The 23,622-nt window shown below is 33.6% G+C and carries 25 protein-coding genes; 6 read left to right on the forward strand and 19 right to left on the reverse strand.

Translation table 11 applies throughout. The annotated features are described in order from the left end of the window. Window positions 1-7: 7 nt before the first annotated feature. Window positions 8-910 (reverse strand): phosphogluconate dehydrogenase (NAD(+)-dependent, decarboxylating), encoded by a 903-nt coding sequence (gene gnd, locus LAB100_RS05215; protein ID WP_119325598.1) that lies wholly within the window; start codon window positions 908-910, stop codon window positions 8-10. A 123-nt stretch (window positions 911-1,033) separates the two neighbouring features. After that, window positions 1,034-1,594 carry a hypothetical protein gene (locus LAB100_RS05220; protein WP_119325597.1) on the reverse strand — a complete coding sequence of 187 codons (561 nt, stop codon included), beginning with the start codon at window positions 1,592-1,594 and terminating at the stop codon, window positions 1,034-1,036. Window positions 1,595-1,818: 224 nt separating this feature from the next. Here LAB100_RS05220 and LAB100_RS05225 point away from each other — a divergent pair, with 224 nt between their 5' ends. Continuing rightward, window positions 1,819-3,207 carry a hemolysin family protein gene (locus LAB100_RS05225; protein WP_119325596.1) on the forward strand — a complete coding sequence of 463 codons (1,389 nt, stop codon included), beginning with the start codon at window positions 1,819-1,821 and terminating at the stop codon, window positions 3,205-3,207. 75 nt (window positions 3,208-3,282) lie between these two features. On the opposite strand, the gene LAB100_RS05230 is transcribed toward LAB100_RS05225, so the two are convergent. From LAB100_RS05230 to LAB100_RS05250, 5 genes are all read right to left on the reverse strand, one after another. Further along, window positions 3,283-5,007, reverse strand: coding sequence for a 6-pyruvoyl-tetrahydropterin synthase-related protein (locus tag LAB100_RS05230; protein WP_119325595.1), 1,725 nt, complete (start codon window positions 5,005-5,007; stop codon window positions 3,283-3,285). 46 nt (window positions 5,008-5,053) lie between these two features. After that, on the reverse strand, window positions 5,054-6,724 hold the full coding sequence (locus LAB100_RS05235) for a putative glycosyltransferase family protein (RefSeq protein WP_119325594.1): 1,671 nt from the start codon (window positions 6,722-6,724) through the stop codon (window positions 5,054-5,056). Window positions 6,725-6,803: 79 nt separating this feature from the next. Further along, window positions 6,804-7,154 (reverse strand): iron-sulfur cluster biosynthesis family protein, encoded by a 351-nt coding sequence (locus LAB100_RS05240; protein WP_119325593.1) that lies wholly within the window; start codon window positions 7,152-7,154, stop codon window positions 6,804-6,806. A 9-nt stretch (window positions 7,155-7,163) separates the two neighbouring features. After that, on the reverse strand, window positions 7,164-7,979 hold the full coding sequence (locus LAB100_RS05245) for a hypothetical protein (protein ID WP_119325592.1): 816 nt from the start codon (window positions 7,977-7,979) through the stop codon (window positions 7,164-7,166). A 5-nt stretch (window positions 7,980-7,984) separates the two neighbouring features. Then, complete coding sequence (locus LAB100_RS05250) at window positions 7,985-8,647, reverse strand: HAD hydrolase-like protein (protein WP_119325591.1); 663 nt, start codon at window positions 8,645-8,647, stop codon at window positions 7,985-7,987. 87 nt (window positions 8,648-8,734) lie between these two features. Here LAB100_RS05250 and LAB100_RS05255 point away from each other — a divergent pair, with 87 nt between their 5' ends. Next, the gene (locus LAB100_RS05255; RefSeq protein WP_119325590.1) at window positions 8,735-11,068 is read left to right on the forward strand and encodes an HAD-IC family P-type ATPase; all 2,334 of its coding nucleotides are present in this window, start codon (window positions 8,735-8,737) and stop codon (window positions 11,066-11,068) included. Window positions 11,069-11,156: 88 nt separating this feature from the next. On the opposite strand, the gene LAB100_RS11545 is transcribed toward LAB100_RS05255, so the two are convergent. The 4 genes from LAB100_RS11545 to LAB100_RS05265 form a co-directional block, all read right to left on the reverse strand. After that, window positions 11,157-11,318: a hypothetical protein gene (locus LAB100_RS11545; RefSeq protein WP_162894152.1), complete on the reverse strand. Its 162-nt coding sequence runs from the start codon at window positions 11,316-11,318 to the stop codon at window positions 11,157-11,159. An 11-nt stretch (window positions 11,319-11,329) separates the two neighbouring features. Further along, window positions 11,330-11,494: a hypothetical protein gene (locus tag LAB100_RS11550; protein ID WP_162894151.1), complete on the reverse strand. Its 165-nt coding sequence runs from the start codon at window positions 11,492-11,494 to the stop codon at window positions 11,330-11,332. A 116-nt stretch (window positions 11,495-11,610) separates the two neighbouring features. Beyond that, window positions 11,611-13,734, reverse strand: a complete 2,124-nt coding sequence (locus LAB100_RS05260; protein WP_162894150.1) for an SLAP domain-containing protein — start codon at window positions 13,732-13,734, stop codon at window positions 11,611-11,613. A gap of 157 nt (window positions 13,735-13,891) precedes the next feature. Continuing rightward, window positions 13,892-14,911 (reverse strand): acyltransferase, encoded by a 1,020-nt coding sequence (locus LAB100_RS05265; protein WP_119325588.1) that lies wholly within the window; start codon window positions 14,909-14,911, stop codon window positions 13,892-13,894. Between the two features lie 498 nt (window positions 14,912-15,409). On the opposite strand from LAB100_RS05265, the gene LAB100_RS05270 reads away from it, so the two are divergent. The 3 genes from LAB100_RS05270 to LAB100_RS05280 all read left to right on the forward strand — a co-directional run bounded on the left by LAB100_RS05270 (window position 15,410) and on the right by LAB100_RS05280 (window position 16,616). Further along, window positions 15,410-15,883, forward strand: coding sequence for a DUF2975 domain-containing protein (locus LAB100_RS05270; protein ID WP_119325586.1), 474 nt, complete (start codon window positions 15,410-15,412; stop codon window positions 15,881-15,883). A 9-nt stretch (window positions 15,884-15,892) separates the two neighbouring features. Continuing rightward, window positions 15,893-16,096 (forward strand): helix-turn-helix domain-containing protein, encoded by a 204-nt coding sequence (locus LAB100_RS05275; RefSeq protein ID WP_119325585.1) that lies wholly within the window; start codon window positions 15,893-15,895, stop codon window positions 16,094-16,096. Between the two features lie 142 nt (window positions 16,097-16,238). Then, on the forward strand, window positions 16,239-16,616 hold the full coding sequence (locus LAB100_RS05280; RefSeq protein ID WP_119325584.1) for a hypothetical protein: 378 nt from the start codon (window positions 16,239-16,241) through the stop codon (window positions 16,614-16,616). Window positions 16,617-16,627: 11 nt separating this feature from the next. Here the strand turns inward: LAB100_RS05280 and LAB100_RS05285 are convergent, their stop codons facing one another. From LAB100_RS05285 to LAB100_RS05295, 3 genes are all read right to left on the reverse strand, one after another. Then, a complete protein-coding gene (locus tag LAB100_RS05285; RefSeq protein ID WP_119325583.1) occupies window positions 16,628-17,269 on the reverse strand; it encodes an SDR family oxidoreductase in 642 nt (213 codons plus the stop codon). 139 nt (window positions 17,270-17,408) lie between these two features. Further along, window positions 17,409-18,389 (reverse strand): ribose-phosphate diphosphokinase, encoded by a 981-nt coding sequence (locus tag LAB100_RS05290; RefSeq protein WP_119325582.1) that lies wholly within the window; start codon window positions 18,387-18,389, stop codon window positions 17,409-17,411. 15 nt (window positions 18,390-18,404) lie between these two features. Continuing rightward, complete coding sequence (locus LAB100_RS05295) at window positions 18,405-18,785, reverse strand: YueI family protein (RefSeq protein ID WP_119325581.1); 381 nt, start codon at window positions 18,783-18,785, stop codon at window positions 18,405-18,407. Window positions 18,786-18,914: 129 nt separating this feature from the next. Between LAB100_RS05295 and LAB100_RS05300 the strand changes: the two genes are divergently transcribed. Then, window positions 18,915-19,154 carry a hypothetical protein gene (locus LAB100_RS05300; protein ID WP_119325580.1) on the forward strand — a complete coding sequence of 80 codons (240 nt, stop codon included), beginning with the start codon at window positions 18,915-18,917 and terminating at the stop codon, window positions 19,152-19,154. A 52-nt stretch (window positions 19,155-19,206) separates the two neighbouring features. Here LAB100_RS05300 and LAB100_RS05305 read toward each other — a convergent pair whose 3' ends face one another. From LAB100_RS05305 to LAB100_RS05325, 5 genes are all read right to left on the reverse strand, one after another. After that, window positions 19,207-19,803 carry a prolyl oligopeptidase family serine peptidase gene (locus LAB100_RS05305; RefSeq protein WP_119325579.1) on the reverse strand — a complete coding sequence of 199 codons (597 nt, stop codon included), beginning with the start codon at window positions 19,801-19,803 and terminating at the stop codon, window positions 19,207-19,209. Window positions 19,804-19,828: 25 nt separating this feature from the next. Beyond that, on the reverse strand, window positions 19,829-20,800 hold the full coding sequence (locus LAB100_RS05310) for a hypothetical protein (RefSeq protein WP_119325578.1): 972 nt from the start codon (window positions 20,798-20,800) through the stop codon (window positions 19,829-19,831). A 198-nt stretch (window positions 20,801-20,998) separates the two neighbouring features. After that, on the reverse strand, window positions 20,999-21,664 hold the full coding sequence (locus LAB100_RS05315; RefSeq protein WP_119325577.1) for a type 1 glutamine amidotransferase: 666 nt from the start codon (window positions 21,662-21,664) through the stop codon (window positions 20,999-21,001). A gap of 82 nt (window positions 21,665-21,746) precedes the next feature. After that, on the reverse strand, window positions 21,747-22,457 hold the full coding sequence (locus LAB100_RS05320; RefSeq protein ID WP_119325576.1) for a WYL domain-containing protein: 711 nt from the start codon (window positions 22,455-22,457) through the stop codon (window positions 21,747-21,749). Window positions 22,458-22,627: 170 nt separating this feature from the next. Continuing rightward, window positions 22,628-23,593: a helix-turn-helix transcriptional regulator gene (locus tag LAB100_RS05325; protein WP_119325575.1), complete on the reverse strand. Its 966-nt coding sequence runs from the start codon at window positions 23,591-23,593 to the stop codon at window positions 22,628-22,630. Window positions 23,594-23,622: the final 29 nt, after the last annotated feature.

Raw genomic sequence — 23,622 nt, forward strand, 5'->3', positions numbered from 1 at the left:
TTATTGATTATTTTTTACTTTCAACGGCGTGGCCACCGAATTCATTACGCAAAGCCGCAACGACTTTACCTGTGAAAGTATCATCTTCAAGTGAACGGTAACGCATCATTAATGATGCTGCAATAACAGGAGTTGGAACTTGTAATCTTAATGCTTCATCCAAAGTCCATTTACCTTCTCCAGATGAATGCATAACCCCTTTTATTTCGTCTAACTTAGGATCTTTTGAAAAGGCAGATTGAGTTAATTCCATTAGCCAACCACGAATAACTGAACCATGTTCCCAAACTTTGGCAACAGCTTCGTTATCATAATCAAATTGACTATGTTCTAACACATCAAAACCTTCGGCGATTGCTTGCATCATACCGTATTCAATACCGTTGTGAACCATCTTTAAGTAGTGACCACTACCAGCTCTTCCAGTATACAAGTAACCATCAGTTTGAGCAATTCCTTTGAAAATTGGTTCAATATATTCAAAAGTTTTTTCATCATCTCCACCAATCATGAAGTTTCCATCACGATTAGCGCCGCTCATACCGCCTGATGTACCAACATCGAAGAATTTGATATTCTTATCAGTTAGGATCTTATTGTGTTGCAATGAATCTTCGTAAAATGAATTTCCACCATCAATAACAATGTCATTTTCATCAAGAATTTCACTCAAGGTATTGATTGTATTATTTGTAGGTTCCCCTGCTGGTAACATTACCCAAACAATACGTGGTGCGCTTAAAGTTTCAACAGCTTCCTTCAAACTCTTCTTTACGTGTGCACCAAGAGTTGAGGCATCGTTTCTAGCACCATCGCTTAAATCAAAAGCAACCACTTCATTACCATTACGAATCAAATTCTCGGTTAAATTGATTCCCATCTTACCGAGCCCAATCATTGCTAATTTCAAAATTAATCCTCCTAAGTTGTGTTCTCACAAGTTCTAATTATACATAAAAAAGCCGCACCAAAACCAACATTTTGGTACGACCCGATTGCTCAAGAGGTTGATATCATAAGCTTAATTGGCTGACTAGCCCATAAACCTATTCCACCAATGACCTTTCTTGTCATCATTTACTTTTTCATTCACACGTTCCTTGATATTTTCATCTTTTTCAGAACCAGTGTTTTCAATCTTTTCTTTAGCCTGTTGCTTCAAAGTATCTAATTCAACTTGTAGTTGTTCTTTTGATTTTTGAGCATCAGTTAACTCATCTTGTAGCTCTTTTATAGTCAAAGCATTCTTTTTGTTTTCAGATTCCAATTTAGCAATGGTAGTTTGCATCTTAGAAATCTCATCATCTTGTTTCACTTCAGCTTGTTTATTCTCTTCAGCGACTGGATATATTTGTGCAGCCGAAGTTTCCAAAGTCATCTTTGGTCCATGACTAAGTTTTACCATTTCTTTGAAATCTTCGATATTTTTTTGAGTGTATAGTCGATTATTTTGACTATTACGTTCAAAATATTTGCTGTTGTCAGTCGTACGTTCAACGATCAAAGAATATTTACGTAGCGTTGCAACGCTTATACCCAAGTCTTTTGCGGCTTGTGCAGGAGTTAATAAATTGTTAGTTTTTACTTTACTCAAAAGGATTCCCCCAAGGTTGTTCATTCTCTTCATTATAAAAATAATGATTGTTAAGTTCAACTACAAATCGAATCTTAAGCAAATTAAAATCGTCCTAGCTATATTTTAACTGCTAAATTGGCTATACTAAAGATGTAAAAATAAAATAATTACTCTTAGCCGACGCAGTCGGTTTTTCTTTGGTGTATAATTCGTCTTACAAGAATAGAAGGGGAAATCATATATTGTCTAGTTCTACAATTACAACAAACTTTATTATCATACTGATAACCTTTATCTTTGCCTTCTTCTTCGTGGCTGCCGAATTTGCCCTCGTGCAAACCAGACCCAGCCAATTAGAGGATGCAATACAAAAGGGTACCGGTAACAAAAAGAAATTACAGCGCGCTTTATTAATGGTCAATAACCTAAATGAATATTTATCAACAACACAAGTTGGTACAAGTATTGCTGGTATTATTCTAGGTTGGATCGGTGAAAGTACTATTGAATATCTTCTAGTGGAAGTTTTCGGCGTTGTTCATATCTCTGCTGGTGGCAGTAGTGGTTTACATGCATTAAGCTCAATTATCGGTGTTCTTCTACTAACTTATCTGGAAGTTGTTATAACAGAGATTGTTCCTAAGAACATCTCAATCGATAAACCAATGCCAATGCTAATGATGGTTGTTACGCCATTACGTTTCTTCCATTTAGCAGTTTATCCATTCGTTTGGTTATTAAATGTTTCGGCTTCAGGTATTGTTCGTTTGATGGGTATGAAGCCAGCTGATTCTGAAAATGAGGTCTTCTCACAATCAGAAATTCTTAGACTTTCTAAGTCATCAATCAAAGGTGGCGATATGGAGCCTGATGATGTTATTTTTATGCAACGTGCTTTTGAATTAAATGACAAAGTTGCTAAGGATATCATGGTCGATCGTACTAGCCTTTACGTTGTTGATATTACTGACAAGGTAAAGGATGTCATTAAAGATTATTTACAACAAGGTTTTTCAAGATTTCCAGTTGTTGCTGATAACGATAAAGATAAGGTTCTCGGATATGTTTATGCTTACGATATTGTTCGTCAAAATCAAGTTGATGGCGATGTTGGCATTAGTCGTATTTTAAGATCAGTTAATACCGTTCCTGAAACAATGCCTATCCAAGATATCTTGTCAAAGATGATCAAAAAGCAAACACCTATTGTCGTAGTTGTCGATGAATACGGTGGTACTAGTGGTATCGTTACTGATAAAGATATTTACGAAGAATTATTCGGTACCGTTAAAGATGAAATTGATGATGTTTCTGATGAATATATCGTTAAAAATCAAGATGGTACATATAACGTTTCAGGTAAAACTACGCTTTACGATTTCGAGCGTTACTTCAGAACTGATGTTAAGGAATTCCAAAAATCAGATATCATTACTGTTGGTGGCTATCTAATTGAAAAGTATCCAAACTTACAAAAGGGTTCTACCTTAGAGTTAGATAACTTTAAATTTGAAGTTGCCGAATTCGATCACGGATTCGTGAACTGGTTCAAAGTTACCCTTGATACTACAGCTATTACTAAGCAAGATAACTTAGCATCTCTAACAGATGTTGATGATTTAAAAGAATAAATATAGAAGGGCTCTAATGACCATAAAAAGTCATTAGAACCCTTCTTTGATAAAATAAAAAAACTGAACTCTAAATTAAGAGTTCAGTTTTTTTGACTGCTTATTAGCTCTTAAACCTTCGATTTTATCAAAATCTACTAGATTTAATTTATTTATAAATAGTGTTGCTACGATTATCAAGAACGTCAAAAATGAAATGCGACGAGTTATTTTCTGTGTTGGTGTTTCAAAGTAATCTACAACTACTTTACCTTTGCCACTAACTGTAACTTGGGCTAAGTTATTATGCTTTTTATCCATTTTTAATTCAGAAACTTTACCGCTAGATTGTGTCGATTGAAATCCATAATAACCGATAATTGGCACATCAATTTTTGTTTTATGAGCGTTCTTAAAATCAAAGCTTAGTCGCGTTCCATACTGCTTAAAGCCACTTAATTTAGCTTTACCACTGATTACTTTAGGTTTATGAGAAGCCCTCTCTAATGCGCTTAAACTGGTCCCTTGAGGTAAATATTCTTGTCCTTTGCCAATACTGTATGGATAAAGTTGATTATATTCTTCATGAGTAATCAATTGTAACGGTGAATTATTAACCAACTGATATTCGGACGAAAGAGCAAACAAAACTACAAAGAACATTAAGCCAGCCTTAGCCAATTTAGATGAAAAAATATTCAACGGATCAGAAGCTATAAAGACCGCCAATAGAATTGTTACAATCATATCCAATCGCCAAGGATACTGCATCATTTTCAATGGTGTTTGATCAAAAAATTCCCAAGGAAATAATTTTGTACTGCAAAGCAACAAAATAATTCCAATAATAGAAAAATGTTTCACCGCAGAATTTTTAATTTTAGTAGCCGATACTAAAATAACTATGGCTGCCAAAATCACGATCAAACCAACATTAGGCTGGCCAATCATATTATTTAAACTCCAATTAGTTACGTCAGCAAAGTTGGAAGCCCCATTAGGCAACGTACCCTTCGTCTGTGTCAGGATAAATTTTGTATGCCATACCTGCTCTAATGCTGGCAAAAAATATGCGGCTGTTAAAAGCGCTGAAACTATTGTTGCCCAAAGTAACGATAACAATCTCTTGGGATTTATTTTCAGCTCTTGATACTGACATCCTGCCACGATGATAATCAAAATTGCTACTAACATTGGCGTGATCGCATGGGAATAGACAATTCCCGTCATTCCAAACGCTAAATACAGCCACTGTTTACGATTACCGTAAAATATTTCATAAATACCAAGTAAAACAACCGGTAGAAAAACGAAGGCTGCCACTTCACCAATATCATGACGAAAAACTAAATCATATAAGCGGTAAGTTGACAAAGTATAAACAAAACTGAATACCAAACTATTCAAATATTTATGACTAACTTTATAGAAGCATAGAAATGACACTCCTAAAGTCAAAAAATTCATGAATAAATAATATCCAATTAAAGTTTGAGCACTAGTCAATCCCATCAATCTAAGAAACGCTGCTGGATAAAGCATAAAATCAGAATAAAAAATATTAACAATATAACCAAAGCCATTCATAAATGACATATTCAGAATAGGAAAGAACTGATGTCGTTGCAGTGAATGATACAATCCTTCGATTCTCATCATATGAAAACGATCATCGCTTGTTCCCAAATATGACCAAATCTTACCTTGATAAATTTGTGTTTGATAAATTGTTAAAAAGCTAACTACTAAAAATAAGACGATAGTGAAAACAATTATCGCAATTTTTTTAGATTCTTTTTTCCTCAAAAAAGCTAATTGCATAAAATCCAATACCTTCCTTTGATACATGCACGTTACATTATACTAACTACTTATTAATTAAGGATACTCTATTTTTCATTCTTTTTTTGAAAATTATGCAAAGAATCAAAACTAGTAAACTTATTCCAGAAAGTATTTTACTGCCCTTTTGAATAAAAGTTTTGTAATAATTTATTTCAACGCACCCACTACCGTTGATTGTTATCTTTCCTAATCCATTACTTTTTTGATCCATCGTTAATCGTGAAACTTGTCCTGTAGATTCTTTAGACGAATATCCATAATATGCAATGATGGGAATTGTTATTGTAGCATTTTTAGCATTCTGAAAATCAAATGCTAACTTAGATCCTTGTTGAGAAAAATTTTTAATTTTTGCAGTTCCACTTTTGACTACAGGAACATGAGCAGCCTTATGTAAGTCACTTAAATTAGCATCTTGAGGAAGATATTCTTCGCCGCCACCAATACTGTAGACGTCCAATTCATTAAAAGATTTATAGCTATCATATTCATAGGGATGATTGCGAATCAAAGTGTCTTCACTATTGACGATCAAACCCAAAGTTAACATTACAATAATAATTTTCTTCCAGTCTGAATTAAACCAATTTAATGGGTCGCTGGCTAAACAAATAGCAAAAAGAATTGTGATCAACATATCCAATCGCCAAGGAAATTGAATCATATTTAAAGGTGTTTTAACAAAAAATTTCCAAGGAAAAAGATCTGTCGTCATAAATAATAGGATTTCTCCTATGATAGAAAAGTCACGAATAACTGGTGTCTTAATTTTCCAAATTATAAATGGAATAATTATCGCTACTATCAGCATTATTAAACCGATATTTTGATTATACAAATCATTAGTAACACTCCAACTAAACAATTGCTTAATAGTCATACCGCTTTGAGAAACGTCGATCAAAGGCGAATTAGTTAACTTAAATTGCGTATGTTTTAATTGCTCAAACATTGGTAGAAAATAAGCCAAACTTAAGGCTAACGAAACTATTCCCGCATAAAATAATTTTAAAATACGTTGTGGTTCCTTAATCAAAATTTTGATTCTGAATAAAATGATCCAAAAAATAAAAATAGCAATTAATATCGGTGACAAAGCGTGCGAATAAATCACCATGACCATTCCAAGTGTTAAATAAAGCCATTTATTTTCATCACCATAAAATATCTCGTAGATTCCTAAAATAACAATTGGTAAAAACGTCAAAGTTAGAGTTTCTCCAATATCAAAACGTCGCACCATATCAAAAATACGATATACCGATAGTGTATAAATAAAACTGAATAATAAACTCTTATCGTAATTACGACTGACCTGATAATAAGTTCCAAAAGAAATTAGAAAAGTCACAAAATTCAAGACAATATAAAAAACAATAAACGATTGAATCGTCGTTAATCCTATTAATCTTAAAAAGGCCACGGGATAAAGCCAAAGATTGGCATAAAAAATATTAGATATATACCCAAAACCACCTAAAAAGGACATATTAACGACTGGAAAAAATTGACCATATTTAAGAGCTTCATATAGCCCTTCCATCCTCATCACGTGAAATCGACCATCATTATTCATTCCCAAAAATGACCAGATATGACCATTCAAATCAGTTAAATAAATGGAAATCAGACTGACTATTAAGAATAATAGTAATGTTAGCAACAACTTATGATCTTCAAATATCCTTTTCATAATTGCCTTCTTGATAGAAAAAGGGAGTTCGAAGACAAACGTCTCCAAACTCCCTCAATTATTTATATTTTAATTTCAGCTAATTCTTAATATTATCAATAATATTAATATTTCCGTCAATTATCTCTTTTGTATTTGAGAAAATCAACAAATCAGTCTTAGGATTTACCTTTAAAGTCATCCCATCATCAAAAAAACTACGAGCACTATCTTTGAAATAAATCTTCCCCACAGCACTATCTAATTGAATTGGATAATCTTTCAATTCATCATCGTCAACAGCAATGATTCGAAACTTCGTCAATAAAGCACAAGTTCCTTCATCTGAGTATTTACCAAAACCATCATCTAGGTCCAAAAGCAATTTTTTGCCAGCATCAACGTACTTTTGCAATTTAGCCTGCGCTTCTTTTGTAACATTAATCTTCATATATACACCTCAATACTTATACTTCGTTGTACTACCCCAATCGACTAAACTTACGATAAAGACCATAAAAATAATCGAGATATAGCTCAACAAAATACCATTGAGAACATTATAGAGAACATCCCTAATGTTGTAATCTATATTGCTTACAATCAAGTCCTGTAAAGGATAATAAGTAGCTCCCAGCAATAATGCCAACAAAATTGATGTACAAATACCTACTGTTCCTAAATGGTGAAAGAACAACATATTTGAATGTACTTTGATTCTTAATCTAACAGCTAACAGTACAAAAATAACTGCTGCTACAACCATTATTATCTTGATCAATTTTTTGATAGTTTGAACTTGTTCTATCACTTGTTCTATCGGTCCTAAATCATTATCCACAATTTGATTCATAATATCTTGATTACTGTTAATAACTTGATCGATCTCACTGTTGATATTTAACCCGTATTGATTAGCTTCTTTTTTTAACTTTAGACTGATAGTTGCTAAAATAGCACTACCAATCGTTAACTTAGAATCATCACCGTAAACTTCATCCACGGAAGTATTAATTATTTTTTTAACATCACTATTAGTCAGATTAACTGCTGAAAGATTGGAAGATGCTGAATAGCTGTTTACCAATCTTCCCAAACGTTGATTTGTATAATTCTTGATCAAAGTAACGTTAGTCTCACTACTGACAACTTTTTTCACGTAGTTGCTATTCAGAACCGTTGACAGAGTTATCCCTAGAAAGACAATTACCATTAAACAAATTGACAATAAGACTAAAGTAAAACCGTGTCTGTTGTACGACAATGATTCGTTCATAATTTTTAATTCTCCATAGCTAGTTTAGCAATTTCTTGTGGTTCATTAACGATCCATTCAGAATCGGCCGCTTTCAATTCAGCGTAATCCCCAAAGCCATAAGTAACACCTATGGCTTTCAAATTGTTCTTATGTGCCCCCACAATATCACTGCTACGATCCCCAACCATAACAAGATTCTTTGGATCTAGTTCAACTGATGTCTTGTCAATTCCATAAGAAATAACATCTTCCTTTAAAGAACGAACTGATTCGTCCTCAGCTGCACCAAATACGTGTCTAACATATTGTTTCATATTCAACTGATCAATAATTTGTTTTGCAAAGATTTCTGGTTTAGAAGTCGCGATAAAAATCTCTTTATCAGCTTTCTTCAAGGACTCCATCATATCATAAACACCATCGAAAACTGTATACTCTTCCCATCCTTCCTCTTGATAATACTCACGAAAAGCATCAATACTTTGATTGATCAACGGATCATCCGCCGCTACATGATCATATTTTTGCAAGGATGCACCTAAAGTAGGACCAATAAAATTATGCAAAGTTACATCGTCATGCGGAACGAAACCTAATGTATGCTTGTACATGTATTTCAAACTCTTCATAATTCCTGTTTCAGAATTAATAATGGTTCCATCCAAATCAAAAAATAAATTGTTCAAATTAAATTCATCCTTTTATGTTAAATTTAAGTTATGTAAAGAGTATATAGCATTCAATAGAAAATAACTAACAGTCGCAGGTAGAGTATGGTAAAAATTAAAAAACCTAAAAATTACACCAGCCTCGATGAAGGATTAACTCAACAAGCAGTTGATTCACAAATACAACGAGGGCTGACAAACGTTCAAATCAAGAAACTGTCGCGTCCAATTCCCAAAATTTTAGCCGATAATTTATTCACATTATTTAACTTTTTAAACTTGGTCATTGCCATTCTAATTTTTTGGACTGGTTCATATCGTAATTTGTTCTTCCTAGGCCCAGTAATTGCCAATATCATTATTGGAAGTTACCAAGAAATCCGTGCCAAACTAACTGTTGATAAAATCAGTTTAGTTAATGTTTCAACTTTCACAGTTACTCGAAACAGTCAGGATGAAAAAGTCGATATTGCTGACTTAGTTGAAGACGATATCGTTACTATCAAACGTGGCGATACTATCCCAGCTGATGGTATTGTTCGCTATTCCAATGGTTTACAAACCAACGAGTCTAGTATCACTGGTGAAGCCGATACTATTAGTAAAACCATTGACGATGAAGTTTTTTCCGGCAGCTTTGTTGTTGCTGGTCAAGCTAAGATTCAATTGACCCAAGTTGGTAAGGAAAGTTTTGTCTCCAAGATTTCATCCGCAGTTGGTAAGGAAAAGCGTTCTGTTAGTGTCTTGATGAAAATCATCAATAATATCATTAAAATTCTAACATATACTATCATACCAATTGGATTACTTCTGTTTTTCCGCTCGTTCTCCAAGAATGGCGATATTGCTAAATCTATTTTAGGAACTTCAGCCTCGGTCATCGGAATGATTCCTGAAGGTTTAGTACTTCTAACTTCAGTCGCTCTGGCAACCGGTGCCTATAATCTTTCTAAAAGACGTATCTTAGTTCGTTCACTCAGTGCCATCGAAACATTAGCACGAGTTGATATTCTTTGCTTAGACAAAACAGGTACGATCACAACTGGTAAATTAACTGTTAAAGACACTTTAACATATGGTGTCAGTCAAAAAACGGTTCAAGCAATTGCTCAAAAAATTGTTGATGCTACACAAGAAACTAATGCCACCGCTCAAGCAGTTAAGGCATTAAACATCGAAGCTTTCCCAAAAGATGTTAAAGAAGTGATTCCTTTCTCATCTGAAACTAAATATTCCGGATTCATAGATAACGACAATGTTCGTTATCTCATGGGTGCACCAGAATTTATCATCAAACATCCCAATTCAAAAATTACTCAAACTATTCAAGAAGCGGCCGAAAAGGGATTTCGTGTCATTGCTATTTTAAAGGAGAGTCCTGAACAAGAACTTCTAGGTCTATTAATGATTGCTGATGAAGTAAGAAAACAAGCCCCAGATACCTTTAATTATTTACGTAATCAAGGTATTGATCTCAAAATAATCTCTGGTGATAATCCTGTGACCGTTGCTAACGTTGCAGCTCAAGCTGGCATTGCTTCAGGTCATGATTATATCGACATGAGTACAGTTACTGAAGATACTGATTACCACAATCTAGTAAAAAATTATAAAATCTTTGGTCGCGTTCGTCCTAGTCAAAAATCTGATTTAATAAAAGCTATGCAAGAGAATGGTTTAACCGTTGGTATGACCGGTGATGGTGTCAACGATGTCTTGGCAATGCGTCAATCTGATTGTAGTATCGCTATTGCTGGTGAAAGTGACGCTGCTGAAGCGGCAGCCGATTTCGTACTATTAGATCGTAACTTCGACTCAATGATCTTTATGCTTAACGAAGGACGTCGAGTAATCAATAATGTCGAACGTGTGGCTTCATTATTCCTTATTAAAACGATTTATTCTGTCGTTTTATCAATTCTCTTCATCATCTTAGGAACCGGCTATCCATTCCAGCCATCACAATTAACGCCAATCAACGCTTTAACAGTTGGTATTCCTACCTTCCTACTAGCATTAGAGCCTAATTACACCCCACCAGCCGGACGTTTTATGCATAACGTTATGGAGATTGCTTTACCAGCTGCCATCTGTAATATTCTTTTCATTATTACTATCTCTATTCTAGGTAACCATCTCAATTTCAGTTATGAAACAACCTCAACCCTATCCGTTTTCACCATTGGATTAATTGGATTCTGTGCCTTAATTTCAATCAGTAATCCTCTCTTTATTAGGAAAAAAGTAATGATAGCCATTGCTTTTGCACTCTTTATTATTACTTTTATCTTCAGTGGTAATGCCTTTGGACTTCAAAATATTTTAAATTGGCACTATACATATCTTTACTTGGCCATTTTCTTTACTTCTTGGCCCCTGTTTATGTTTATGCGCGAAGTTCTCGGACGTCGGGTTTTCTCTCGTATCAATTGGAAATAATTAAAAATCAAAAAAGAAGAACAGTGTCTACTATAAGTGTCAGGTATTTTACTACCCTGAATACTTAATAGGCACTGTTCTTTTTTGATTATTGTCTAGGCTTAATTTTTTTCAATACAATTGTTCCTAAAATTATTGCCACCACTAAGGCTCCACCAATTATTGTTTGGTTAACCTTTAAAACACTTAGGGTATAAATGACTATAAAAACAATTACCCCCATGATCATGCCATACATACTTTTATCCATAAATCTTGTCCTCATTTATCCATTCTCATAATCAAGGCAATTGCATAAACGACTAAAGCTATCAAAACTATATAGACTAAACTCTGAACAATTCCATTCATATGCAAAGTTGTCATAATCGCGACAACCAATCCAGCCAACATTGCCACAATCAACATTCTAATCATTTTACGCATTTATTTTGCCTCCTTACTTTATCTTCAAGTGTACTCTTTTGTGAAATCGGATACAAAAAGTATAAAAAAAGTTCTAGGTAGAGGGTTAACCCTTTACTTAGAACTAATTTTTAAAATTATTTAAGAGTTGAATCAGATGCTTTGATCCATTCATCAGTGGCAACACGATACATCTTTTTACCTCTGATTGTTGCTGAACGATCAGTATACCAAGGAGTATTAACATCTAGAGCACGATCGATGATCAATTGACCTTTAGTATTGTAAACAGGAGTTACATTATCACCATTTGTAACGGCAACAGTTTGTAATGGTGTGTATTTATAAACGTCACTAGCTTTAACATATTCATTTGTAGCAACGCGATAGTATTCAGCGCCATTGATTGTCAAAGTCTTGTCGATGATCCAATCTGAACCTTCTGATAGAACAACATCTTTATTCAATTTACCTTTTTCATTGTAAATCTTAATATCGCCATTCTTTGGATATCCGGCAACGATATTATCAACAGTTTGGTCTGATTTTTGAACATAGATTGTAGCATTAGGAGTATCCTTGTCAATCTCATAGTTCACATCATCTGCATTGACAAAAGCATAACCATCTGGTGATTTAAGAACAATCTTAGAACCATCAGCACCCTTACCAGCTTGAGTACCAACTTCTTTGCCAGTATCTTGGTCAACATAAGAAATGTTGTATGGTGTATCAGCTGCAACGACATACTTAGTTACAGTTTGGTTATTCTTCAAAAGAATGAAGCCATTATCGAGAATTGATGCAAAAGCATAATTTTCTGGAGCAGTTAGGCTTACATATGTACCAAGATCACCTGTTCCATTCACTTCAGTTCCAACTGTCTTGCCAGTTGTCTTATCTTTAAAGGTTACAGTGTAGCTCAAACTATTTTCACTACTTGCCTTAGGTTTAACATAAATATCTTTTGATTTTTGGTCAGCATTAAGAGTTTGAATAGTATCAGATGAATCAACAAGTTCATAATCAGTTGGGACCTTTGGTAATACAGCTTTTGCACCATTATTACCACTCATCTTATCTGTACCAACACTTTCTCCATCCATTATGTTAACAAAGTTAACTTTAGTATCAGCATTCTTAGTTACATAGTATGTCTTTGTGTGGTTAGCTACTGTAGCATCAAATTCAACTGGGGATTGTGTGATTTTAGTACCGGTTGGTTTATTGTTCTCAATATCGATGGCACTAACTGGTACTGTGGCAGCTGGATTTTTAACAGCTGGAGCATAAGTACCGATAACTTTACCTGAATTTATATCTTTATAAGAAACAATTGGATATGCATTATCGGCATCCACTTTAGTTGTCATTGCATCGGAATTGAATGTTATATCTTCATTAGTTCCGGAATCAACAACTGCTTTTCCGGCTGAATCAATTGCCGTTGCAGTATATTTAACAGCGCCATCTGTACCACCATCAGTCTTCACAACGGAGTAGTTATTCCCTGCACTATCTGTTAAAAATGTTGGGATATCCAAGTCATCCGATGATGTAACAGTTTTTGTATTAAGTGAATCAAATTTAGGAGTATCGTAAATCTTCACAGTTCTTGTAGCAGGAATTCCCTCTTTATATGAGTCACTTGGTGTAATCCTAACTTGGCCGTCTTTAGCAGACATTTTTACGTTTGTTTCATTTGGGTTACCTTTAGGATCTGTACCATTAGTGGTATTAACGCTAACAGACGAAGGATCAGTGGCTATTGATATATCTTCGCCTTTTTTAAAGTTCATAACTTGATTATTATTGAATGATACAGTTGGTTTAGCAAACTTATAGTTAACATTAACCTTCTTAGTTGTTCCATCAAGCGTGTAACTAACTTCTGAAACAAAACCATTATCTGGTCTTGTTACAACTGTCATTGGAACTAGTTGTTGGTTTGAATCAACAATATTCAATTCACCTTGCAAGGCTTTAGCGTAGGCATCATCTGACTTCTCACCAAAAATTGGTGTTACGTCCATAGTTGCTCCATCTTTCAAATCTGAAAATGAAGTTTGAGAGTTAACCTTACTTGCAGTTGAACCTGAATTCAACAACTCATTAATTACTTGAATTACGTTATTAGCAATTGAACTCTTATCAACGTTAATAGTTGGAGTACTTGCGGCTTTTACAACTGTTGTATTTGCCCCTAAGATGGTGCTTGATAACAAAATACCAGTTAAAGCCATCATTTTAGCTTTTTTCATAATACATATCTCCCTGATAAGTTTATATATATATCTACACACCTTTAGCATATCAGGAATAAAGAAAAAAAGAAGATATTTTTATCTTCTTTTTTTAAAAAACTTAAATAAAACTTTATAATTTTTAAAATCAGGAAAAATCATACTAAATGTACTCTTATGTCAAAAGATTTTTGACGATTGGAATCTTATGTAATACATAAATTATCACTGTTGAAATTATCAATCCAATTATGAATACTCCAAGGTAATTAGCCGAATTGACAAATTTGACTACAACATTAATAGCAAGTCCATGAATCAAGTAAATTCCATAAGTTAATGGTGCAATAAACTCGATGACTTTTAAAAATCCATTACTATATCTTCCTTCATGTTCTTTTAAAATAAGGAATAGTAATGTGGAAATTATCGGTGTAGTCAATGGTGAAACAATATTAAGGAAAAACAGAGGACTGTGTGATGGAATAAATCTAACCACTACTTTGATCACAAATAGAACTAATAACAAGATTAAATATTGGGGTTGAGTAGCCTTTAATTTGACGTCCTTAGTCATTAAATATCCCAAAATAAAATATCCTAAATATGATGACAAAATGATCTGCGCCATACTGTAAAGATTAAAGATATTTCCAATTCTTTCAGGTGTAAATTGAACAACAGCTGGTAAAAAGACATTCATAACCATCCATAACCACAATAAATAGTTCAATAAACTTTTATCCATCTTGTCTACTAATAGTTTTAAAAATGGTGAAATCAAATATAATCCAAATAAAGAATAAATAAACCAATAAGAAATCAATACCGGTTGATGGAATATCAAGGCGACTGTCACCATAAATTGATGAAGATTAAAGACACCATCAACTTTACTACCTGGATAAGCACTAATTATCGACCACAAAACAAATGGTACGACGACTCGTACTAAACGGTGTTTAAATAAATAACTTACACTGTAAGTTTTCTTACTATTCAAGATAGTTGCACCACTGATCATAAAGAACATTGGTACAGCTACTTCAGTAATCCCAACGATAACGTTCGATCCTCCCCAAGATAACGAACCGTCCGGATTACCGATTCTAAATGAACACGAGTGCGCCAAGACCACTAAGATCATAGCAACAACACGTATTACATCAATATAAATTACGCGCTTAGACTTCATATGTTCCCCCTATAAAAATATAACAAAAATTATATTATCACTCCATCTTCCTTTATCAAAGAAATATTAAGGCATTACGTAAAAAAGATACCACTAACCAGTCGTTAGAAGTATCTTTTTTAACACATCTTATGAATATTTAATATCGTCTTCGATGTCGCATAAAAATTTCGTGGTTCTTCTCCATGCCACACAAATAAATTATCGACAAAACCACTACCGCAAATAATGCCAAAATAGCGTTAGGTTGATTTAGAAAATAAAGAACTATGGCTATCAAAACTAATACTATAATTGATAATCTCAGTGTCACTTTCGGTACTTTATCTTTCATATACAATTACCTCTTTGCCTTGAGATTTTACTACATTATGGAATGATTTGTTAAGTGATGCAATTACAATGCTCAAAATAATATATATCAATATTCAATATAAATATATTGTTTATCGATATATTGAGTAGTAAAATAACATCAATATACGAGGAGAATAACTTATGAAAATCAAAACAACTCTTTTAAAAATCGTCACACTGATTATAGACGCCTTCGTCGCTTTCTTTGCCTTCACATTAACTATGGACCTAATCTCTTCAATTCGTGATCATTCTATTTTCGGATTACAAATTTCAACGATAATTTCTTTATATTTGGCCGTCCTAGTAATTTTGGGTATTAGCTTCTGTTTCTTTAAAATTTTTAGACTAATTGACACTCATAAATTCTTTACCACAACAGCCCTCAAATTAGTTAAAACTATTCGTTACCTTTTTATCACTGGCACCGTGGTCTTAATGGGCATCCTTCCTTTTGTCTACTACACCGCGGACCAAGCAGACGCCCCCGGAATTATTATTATTGCTTTAGGTATTATTTTTATTCCATTAGTCATTGCTGCTTTTATTTCCGTTATGGAAAAAATCCTCATCAACTCTATCCAATTTAAACAAGAAAATGAATTAACAATTTAGAGGTAACTCATGATCAAAATAAACCTAGATCTTTTATTACTAAAAAGAAAAATGAGTGTTACTGAACTCTCCAAAAGAGTTGGTATCACTCAAGCTAATCTCTCTATTCTCAAAACCAGTAAAGCCAAGGCTATTAGATTTTCTACACTAGAAAAAATCTGCCAAGTCCTTGATTGTCAACCTGGTGATATTCTCGAATACGTTGCTGAATAAGTTAGACAGATTGTATATAGTTCCAAAATGCTAAGGAACTTAACTTCCACTCTATTTTTCATAAAATCATCAAACATTATTTACAAATTATAATTTTTCTTATGATAAGATGCATTTGAACAATGAGAAAGGAGTCGGAAAAATGGCAAAGAAAATCATCGCTGTTGCGCTAGATATCAAAAAGATCCCTTATGTTAACGAAACTGTAGTTATTTTCACTCCTGGGAAACAGAAAATTTGGTATACCGCTAATACCAAAGCTATCGAAATACCAAATTATATAAAAGTTAGTGACAATTTATTGAATTCATTTATAAAGAAATTTCTCAAAAAATCTCATAAACAAAATCTATTTACCTTTAATTATTTCACCAATAAAGTTGCCAACTATTTAAAAAATCATCCCTATGATGAAGTTATTTTTGAAAATGACGAACTTAAAAACAAGATCTTACCTAATTTTAAAAATCAAAATGAATATGTTATCAAAAATAAAAGAGCCCTATCCACCGAAGGATAGGCTCTTTTTTATTATTTAACTACCTCAGAAATCTTTTCATCACCAGAAACAAAATTATAATCACGTTTGATGGTTGAAGGAGTTTCAATAGTCTGGGCAATAACTTTAGCTACATCGCCTCTTGAAACTGAACCACCTTCACGATTTGTTTGGATTTTTATTTTTCCAGTAGCAGTAGCATCCGTCAAAGTACCAGGGTGAACAATTGTATAATCCAAATCTGTTCCACGAAGATACTTGTCAGCATAATGTTTAGCAATATAATATGGTCTAATTCCAGAAGCATCCCACTTACTGCGATCATCACTATATACGGCACTGACCATGATATAGCGTTTGATACCAAGTTCTTGGGATACAACCATTGTCTTAATAGCACCATCCAAATCAATTTCCATTGTCAAATCATATCCAGCGCCACCAGCACCAGCTGAAAAGACAATCGTATCAGCTCCAGATTGAGAAATTGATTCTTTAATTTCAGCTGCCGGAGCAGTTAAATCGATATATTGTGTAGGGATATTCTCAGCTTGATAGGCTTCGATCTGTTCCTGATTACGCAAACCAGCCACAAAATCAATCTTTCTTGTCTGCAATTCATCTACTAATAAACGGCCAACTTTTCCATGTGCTCCAATAATAAGTACTTTCATTACAAATACCTCCCTCAAGTACAATTACTGTAACAACAAATATTTATTTTTTCCATTATTATGTATTAAAAAAAGCCTAGCGCCACAACCACTAAAAATGGTCATTGCACTAGACTTCCTTAATATTCATAAGTTTGTTCTATTTAATTTCTGTATAACTATCACGAACTTGGAACAATGAATCAATTGATTCATTTGATTCAGTCATGCGGATAGCGTCACCTACTAAATCAGTAACAGATAAAATCTTCAATTTATCAAATTGGCAATCATCAGGAACAATAATTGAATCTGAAACCAATACTTGCATCAAATCTGAAGCCTCTAATCTCTTAGCAGCATCTTTTGAGAAGATTGGGTGTGTAGCAACGGCTGAAATTGTCTTTGCACCGGCTACCTTTACAGCTTGAGCACTATTGATCATTCTAGTACCTGTATCAATAAGATCATCAACAATAACACATTGTTTACCATCAACATCACCGATAATATCAGGAACAACGTTGTCATCTTCAGTTGATCTTTGGTCAACGATAGCAATTTGTGAACCAAAGACTTCAGCTAAAGCACGAGCACGTTTAGTTGAGTTGTGATCTGGAGCGACGAAAACAAATTCATCAGGGTTTTTGATTCTCTTTTCAAAGTAACTAGCAAAGATAGGCATAGCACGCAAATGATCAACTGGAATATCAAAGAATCCTTGAATTTGATCAGCATGCATATCAAGTGCAATTACACGATCAACTGAATTTAATTCCAACATATTTGCAAACAACTTAGCTGAGATAGGTTCTCTTGAACGAGACTTTCTATCTGAACGAGTATAAGCGAAGTATGGCAAGACACAAGTAATTGTGTTAGCACTAGCACGTCTCAAAGCGTCAACGGCAATCATCAATTCCATAAAGTTATCATTAACAGGATCTGAAACTGAATGAATAATATAAACGTCTTTTCCACGTATACTTTCATTAATTTGGATATTGATCTCACCATCACTAAAGTGTGATACTGAAGCATCTAACAATGGAATTCCCATATATTCAGAAATTCTCTTAGCTAATGGTTTGTTACCATTTAAAGAAAGTAAAGCAATTTTATCTAATGTACTATTAGACATATTTGTCCTCCAAAATTATATAAGCACTGGTTTATCAATAGGTTTTCCCTCATTAGCGATGACCAAGCCCATGTCATTATCTGTTAATGCACGATCTCGATTCCGCATTCCTGATTGTGAAACTATCGTAAACTTATACTTTAATTTTACACTCAAACGGAGGTATTTATCCAGTATATATGAATCTATTTTTCCATTTAAGTACAGATGATATTGTGGATATTTTTTCATAACGCTTTCAACCGTTTCGACATTATCATCATTCTTCAATTGAGCAATTGTCAAAGCAATCGCAACCCTCTCGGCAAAGTTTCCCAAAAACTTATTTTTCTCATCAGGTTTTAATTGGGGTTTGCCAAAAATATTTTGTTTAATGTAATCCTCAACGTTAGTCATACGCCACCTCCATATGTCATAGTATAGCCGAGAAGACCTTTTAATAAAAGCTAGACAAGTTGAGTTATTCTTTCCTTTATTTACTCACAAAACTGTATAATGATGGTAAAGAGAAAGGATGTGTTACTTATGGACGAAATGGTATTTTTTAATCCCGGCGATGCAATTGCCAACTCAAAAGACTATGGCGAGGCAGTCCGTGGAGCACAAATCTACAAAGCAAAAGATCCTTACGAATCATCCCTAGTAATTGCTGAAGATGTATCCGATAATAAGAGTTTTGCCGTTTACTTTGCTAAAGACGAAAAATCAAAAGTTAAAGACACTGATAAGAGCGTTATTCCTTATCACTTGAAGAAAAAAATTTAATATAACTAACAAAAGGGTATTCCTAAGATTTTACAATCTAGGAATACCTTTTTTACTTGATTACTTTTTTCATCCATTCATTGAGGAAATTCAATTGAACTCGTGTATGGAAACGATGTTCGCCTTCAGGCATTATCGTTAAACCTGCTCGATGTTCTTTGACAAACTTTTTAACCGTAACTAAAGGAATTCGATCATCCTTTTCACCATACAAAATCTCAGTTGGTACTTTCCAATCCAGAGGGTGTTCACGAACATACTGTAAATACTGCCAAGATAGAATTTCTTTACGGTCTGTTTCTATCTCACCTTTTGCTTGCAATTCATTCTCCGTAATTCCTGCTTGTTGCATTTTAGATAGGATATACTGTTCCATATCCAATAATGGGGAAATAAACAGAGCTTGTTGAAGCGACTGATCTTGTAGTGCCAACATTGAAAAATAAGCACCAATACTATTAGCAATTATTGCCACCGGATCATCTTTGACTTCATCGTAATAAGCACGAATTTTTTTGGCAACGACCCAAGGGAGATATTCATTATAGTCGACACCCATGATATCGTAATTTGGGCAATTTTCTTCAAATCGTTGTGCTTCAGTGACGTCTCCACCCATACCGTGGATGTATAAGATTTTGTTTGTCAAAGTTATATCTCCTTCAAAAAAAGAATTACTTAATTTGATCAATTAAACTATCAGCATATCTATTATAAAAATCTTTGAAGTTTAATCTATAAGAATAATGAGTTATTTGAATACTTTCTTCAACCATTTTACACAATCCTGGATATTGTTGAAATACTTCAGTTTCCACCATTCTTTCTAATAATTTTTTAGAAGTACCACCTAATGATATTATTCTTTCTGGCTTTACGGTCTTCCATTCTTCAGCAAAAATATTAGCTGACTTATAAAAAATGATTCTGTTCTGTCTAACACTTCTCAAAGCATCCTTCGTTGACTCAAATCTATGTTCATATTTCTTCCCAGTATGTTTCTTTTCATAATTCTTTGCTTCTCGTTCATCCAATTCCATGTATTTTTCAGCTCTAAGATTGTCATTCATATCATCGGAATCATTTGTAAAAGACCATTTGGTCAAACTATTGTCGGCAAAGAAATCATTCTTTACATTAGAAGAATTACTATCCGTTACCCTCTTTATAGCATCAGTTAAGTAGCATCCTCTAAACATAAGATCGTTAACTTCAAGATTTAATTTCAGTATGTGCGGGTCTCTCGACATATTCTCTTGGTCATGAAAGTTTTTCCATCCTTCTATACTGAATCCTTCTGGACGTGCTGCAACATTCATAGCAACAAACATAGCATTATTATTGAACTCATTGTCACCTTCACCACCCATAGATTTATCAGCAAAGAAATTCTCATCAAAATTAAAATCATAATGATACTTTTCAAACAAATTGTTAGGTAGAAAGTTACTATCTTCATCTTTCTCTAACTCATCTTTAAAATCAGATTCAATTTGCTTTTTATTTGGTAAGAATTGTTTATAGGTTAAAAATGAAGCAAAACTATCCATTTTTATTTCGTTAGCAAAAGTTGGCTTATTCTCATCCTTATGAAAGTTAGTATGTATATCTAGTAATTGATCGCGTATTTCTTTATTAGTTGTCATCACATTTTCCTCAATTCCAATTTTTTAAAATCAGAGAATATCTTCTTGCAAGCTGCATATTCATAACTCACATAGACGTTCCCCTACTACTACCTATAGATTACAATTATCCTGTGTCATAATATGACAATTGAGCTCATTTCGAAAAAAAAGTCATAATTATTAGCAATCAAACTAATAATTATGGCTTTTTAATTTTTATTCAGTAATATAATTCAACAATTTATCCAATGTTTCTTTATTCTTAACCGATACTTCAGTATTCAATATTTCTTCTGCCGTTTGGTTAAAAACTGAACCTTGTAAGTAAGGAAAATCATTAACGACCATTTCTCTAACATTATCCGCTGCTGGCTCTAAGTGAAACTGCAAACCAACGATTCGATGATTCATGATAAAACCTTGATTCTCAACTTTATCACTTGAGAATAACAATTGAGCTTTTTCAGGTATCTCAAACATTTCTTCATGCCAGTGCAGAACTAGAAGTTCTTCCGGAATATCCAAGATCTTTACATCGCGTCGATAAACTGGTGCCCAACCGACTTCTTTAGCAGGGGCTTTTGTGACTTGATAACCCATTGTCTTAACAATTTGTTGAGCTCCATAACAAACGCCGAAGATTGGCTTATCTTGATCCAATAACTGTTGAATCAAATCACGTTCTTGTTTTATCCAAGCTACGTCATCATTAGGACTCATTGGACCTCCAAGAATAACTAACATATCGGTTTCAGCTGCCGTTGGTAGATACCCAAATTGATAAGGATGATAAATAAACATCTCATGATTATGTTCCTGTGACCATGTTTGAATCATTCCTGGACCTTCGTTAGGAGTATGTTGTAAAACATTTATTCTCATAATGTTTCCTTTCCCATCAACGGCAATGTTTGGACTGGGTATCGCCTGCAACTCCCCAAGATGAAATTATTATAGCATTAGTTTAATCATGATGTGGGATATTATTTTGTAATTCATCCAACTCATTTTTGGCGACTGCGGGTATTGTAAAGGAATGTTTTTTGACAGTAATTTTTTGAATGTTTTCCACACGAAATAATCGACTTTCTTTCTTGTTGATCAAGTAAATTGCTGCATAAAAATGTTCATTATTAAAATAAACCGTATACGAAACCCCTTCGTATTCTTGAACAGTAGTTTTGTTTTTTTCATGATAAGTAAAACTAATAATTCTTTTGTCCAAACTGTGGTCGCATAAGACACCTACTTTTTCAGACAAATCACCATTTTTAACTGATAAATCATAGTCATGAAGTAACTTATTAAGTACCTTTTTTAAACTTGATTTTTTATCATCAGCCACAAACAAACTCAAACTATCCGCAACTTCTCTTATTTCTGATTTCGTTAGCTCTTTCATTCCCGCCATAGCAACCAAAATGGTGACTATTGCTCCAAAACTTATCTTGCCATGATTTTTAATTCCATGAACTTTTCGAATAGGATCATAATAAAATTCTAACTCTGGAAAACGTTCAGAGGCTATTCTTCGCATAATATTAAAATCAACTTGGATTGGCTTCAGTGAAATAATGTATTTTTCCATGGCATCTTTATAGTTAATCGTTCCCCCGTCCAACATCTGTAGAAACATATCTATAATCCGTTCACGACTACTATATTTTTTACTCATCAGTTTATACTTACTCCTTTTATTAAAGTGACATACCTTTATACACAACTTTCAATTTAAAAGATAACATCACGCTATGTCGTAATATGTCATCTAGGAGTAAAATCTAAAATTAATCAAATTTTTAGACAAAAAAATACTAGCAAGCAAAATATCCTTGCTAATATTAACTAATCTTCATACTTATTCAATGTTTCTTTCAATTTATCTTTTAACTTTGTGATCAAAGACTCTGGTTGAAGAACTTCTACCTGTGGACCTTGACTTAAAACCCAAAACAACGCTCCCTGAGAATAAAGATCTCCTTCAACTATTGCATAATCTTCGTCATTTGGATCATCATCTTTAGACAAATGGGAATTAGGCACGTTATTCAAGGCTACTGCTTTACTACTATGATAACGGAATTTGTAATGAATGAAGTTTCCCCCACCCAACATGTAAGTCTGATTTAACATCTTACCCTCGTCGGGTTTTTTATCAGCTGGAACTTTTGTTATCCGTTTAGGTTCAACTTTTTTAAAACGATCTAAACGGTAAACAAAAGTTTTGTCTTTTTCAATCATATACATCATCACGTAAAAATGGCGATTGGCAAAATACATATTTAGCGGCACACCCTCACGTGTTTTGGTATGGTCAGTTGTCGTAACACTACTAGTATAGACAAAGGCTAGATTTCTTCGTTCGACAATCCATTGTGCAAAGTCTTTGATCCATGGCAAGATTGGTTTATCGACTACAGGAATATAATTCTCACTAGTAGTAGATAATAATTTGGTTACCTTATCTTGCTCCTTAGTAGCAATCGAACCTAATAATTGTTCCTCAATCGTGTCTAATTCATCTTTATTAAGTGCCGTACTACCAATCAGAATCTTCAAAATTGCCAAAACCACTTCTGGTTCAAGTTTTCCTTTATTGCTAACACTATAACTCTTTTTTAGAGCATCGTAATTAATTGCATATTTAGATTTAAAAATTTCATTCTCACGAATAACTTTTAAATCACGTTTGAATGTTCGCTCAGATATTCCGTATCGTTCTTTAACTAAATTAATGTCAAAGCTTTTTCCTTGTAGCATATTCATTAAAATATCAAGTGTCCGCTCACTGATATTCATCTGTTCTTCCATTTTAAACTGACCTCAACTTGATGATATTT

It is taken from the genome of Companilactobacillus musae (assembly GCF_003967595.1).
GTDB lineage: Bacteria > Bacillota > Bacilli > Lactobacillales > Lactobacillaceae > Companilactobacillus > Companilactobacillus musae.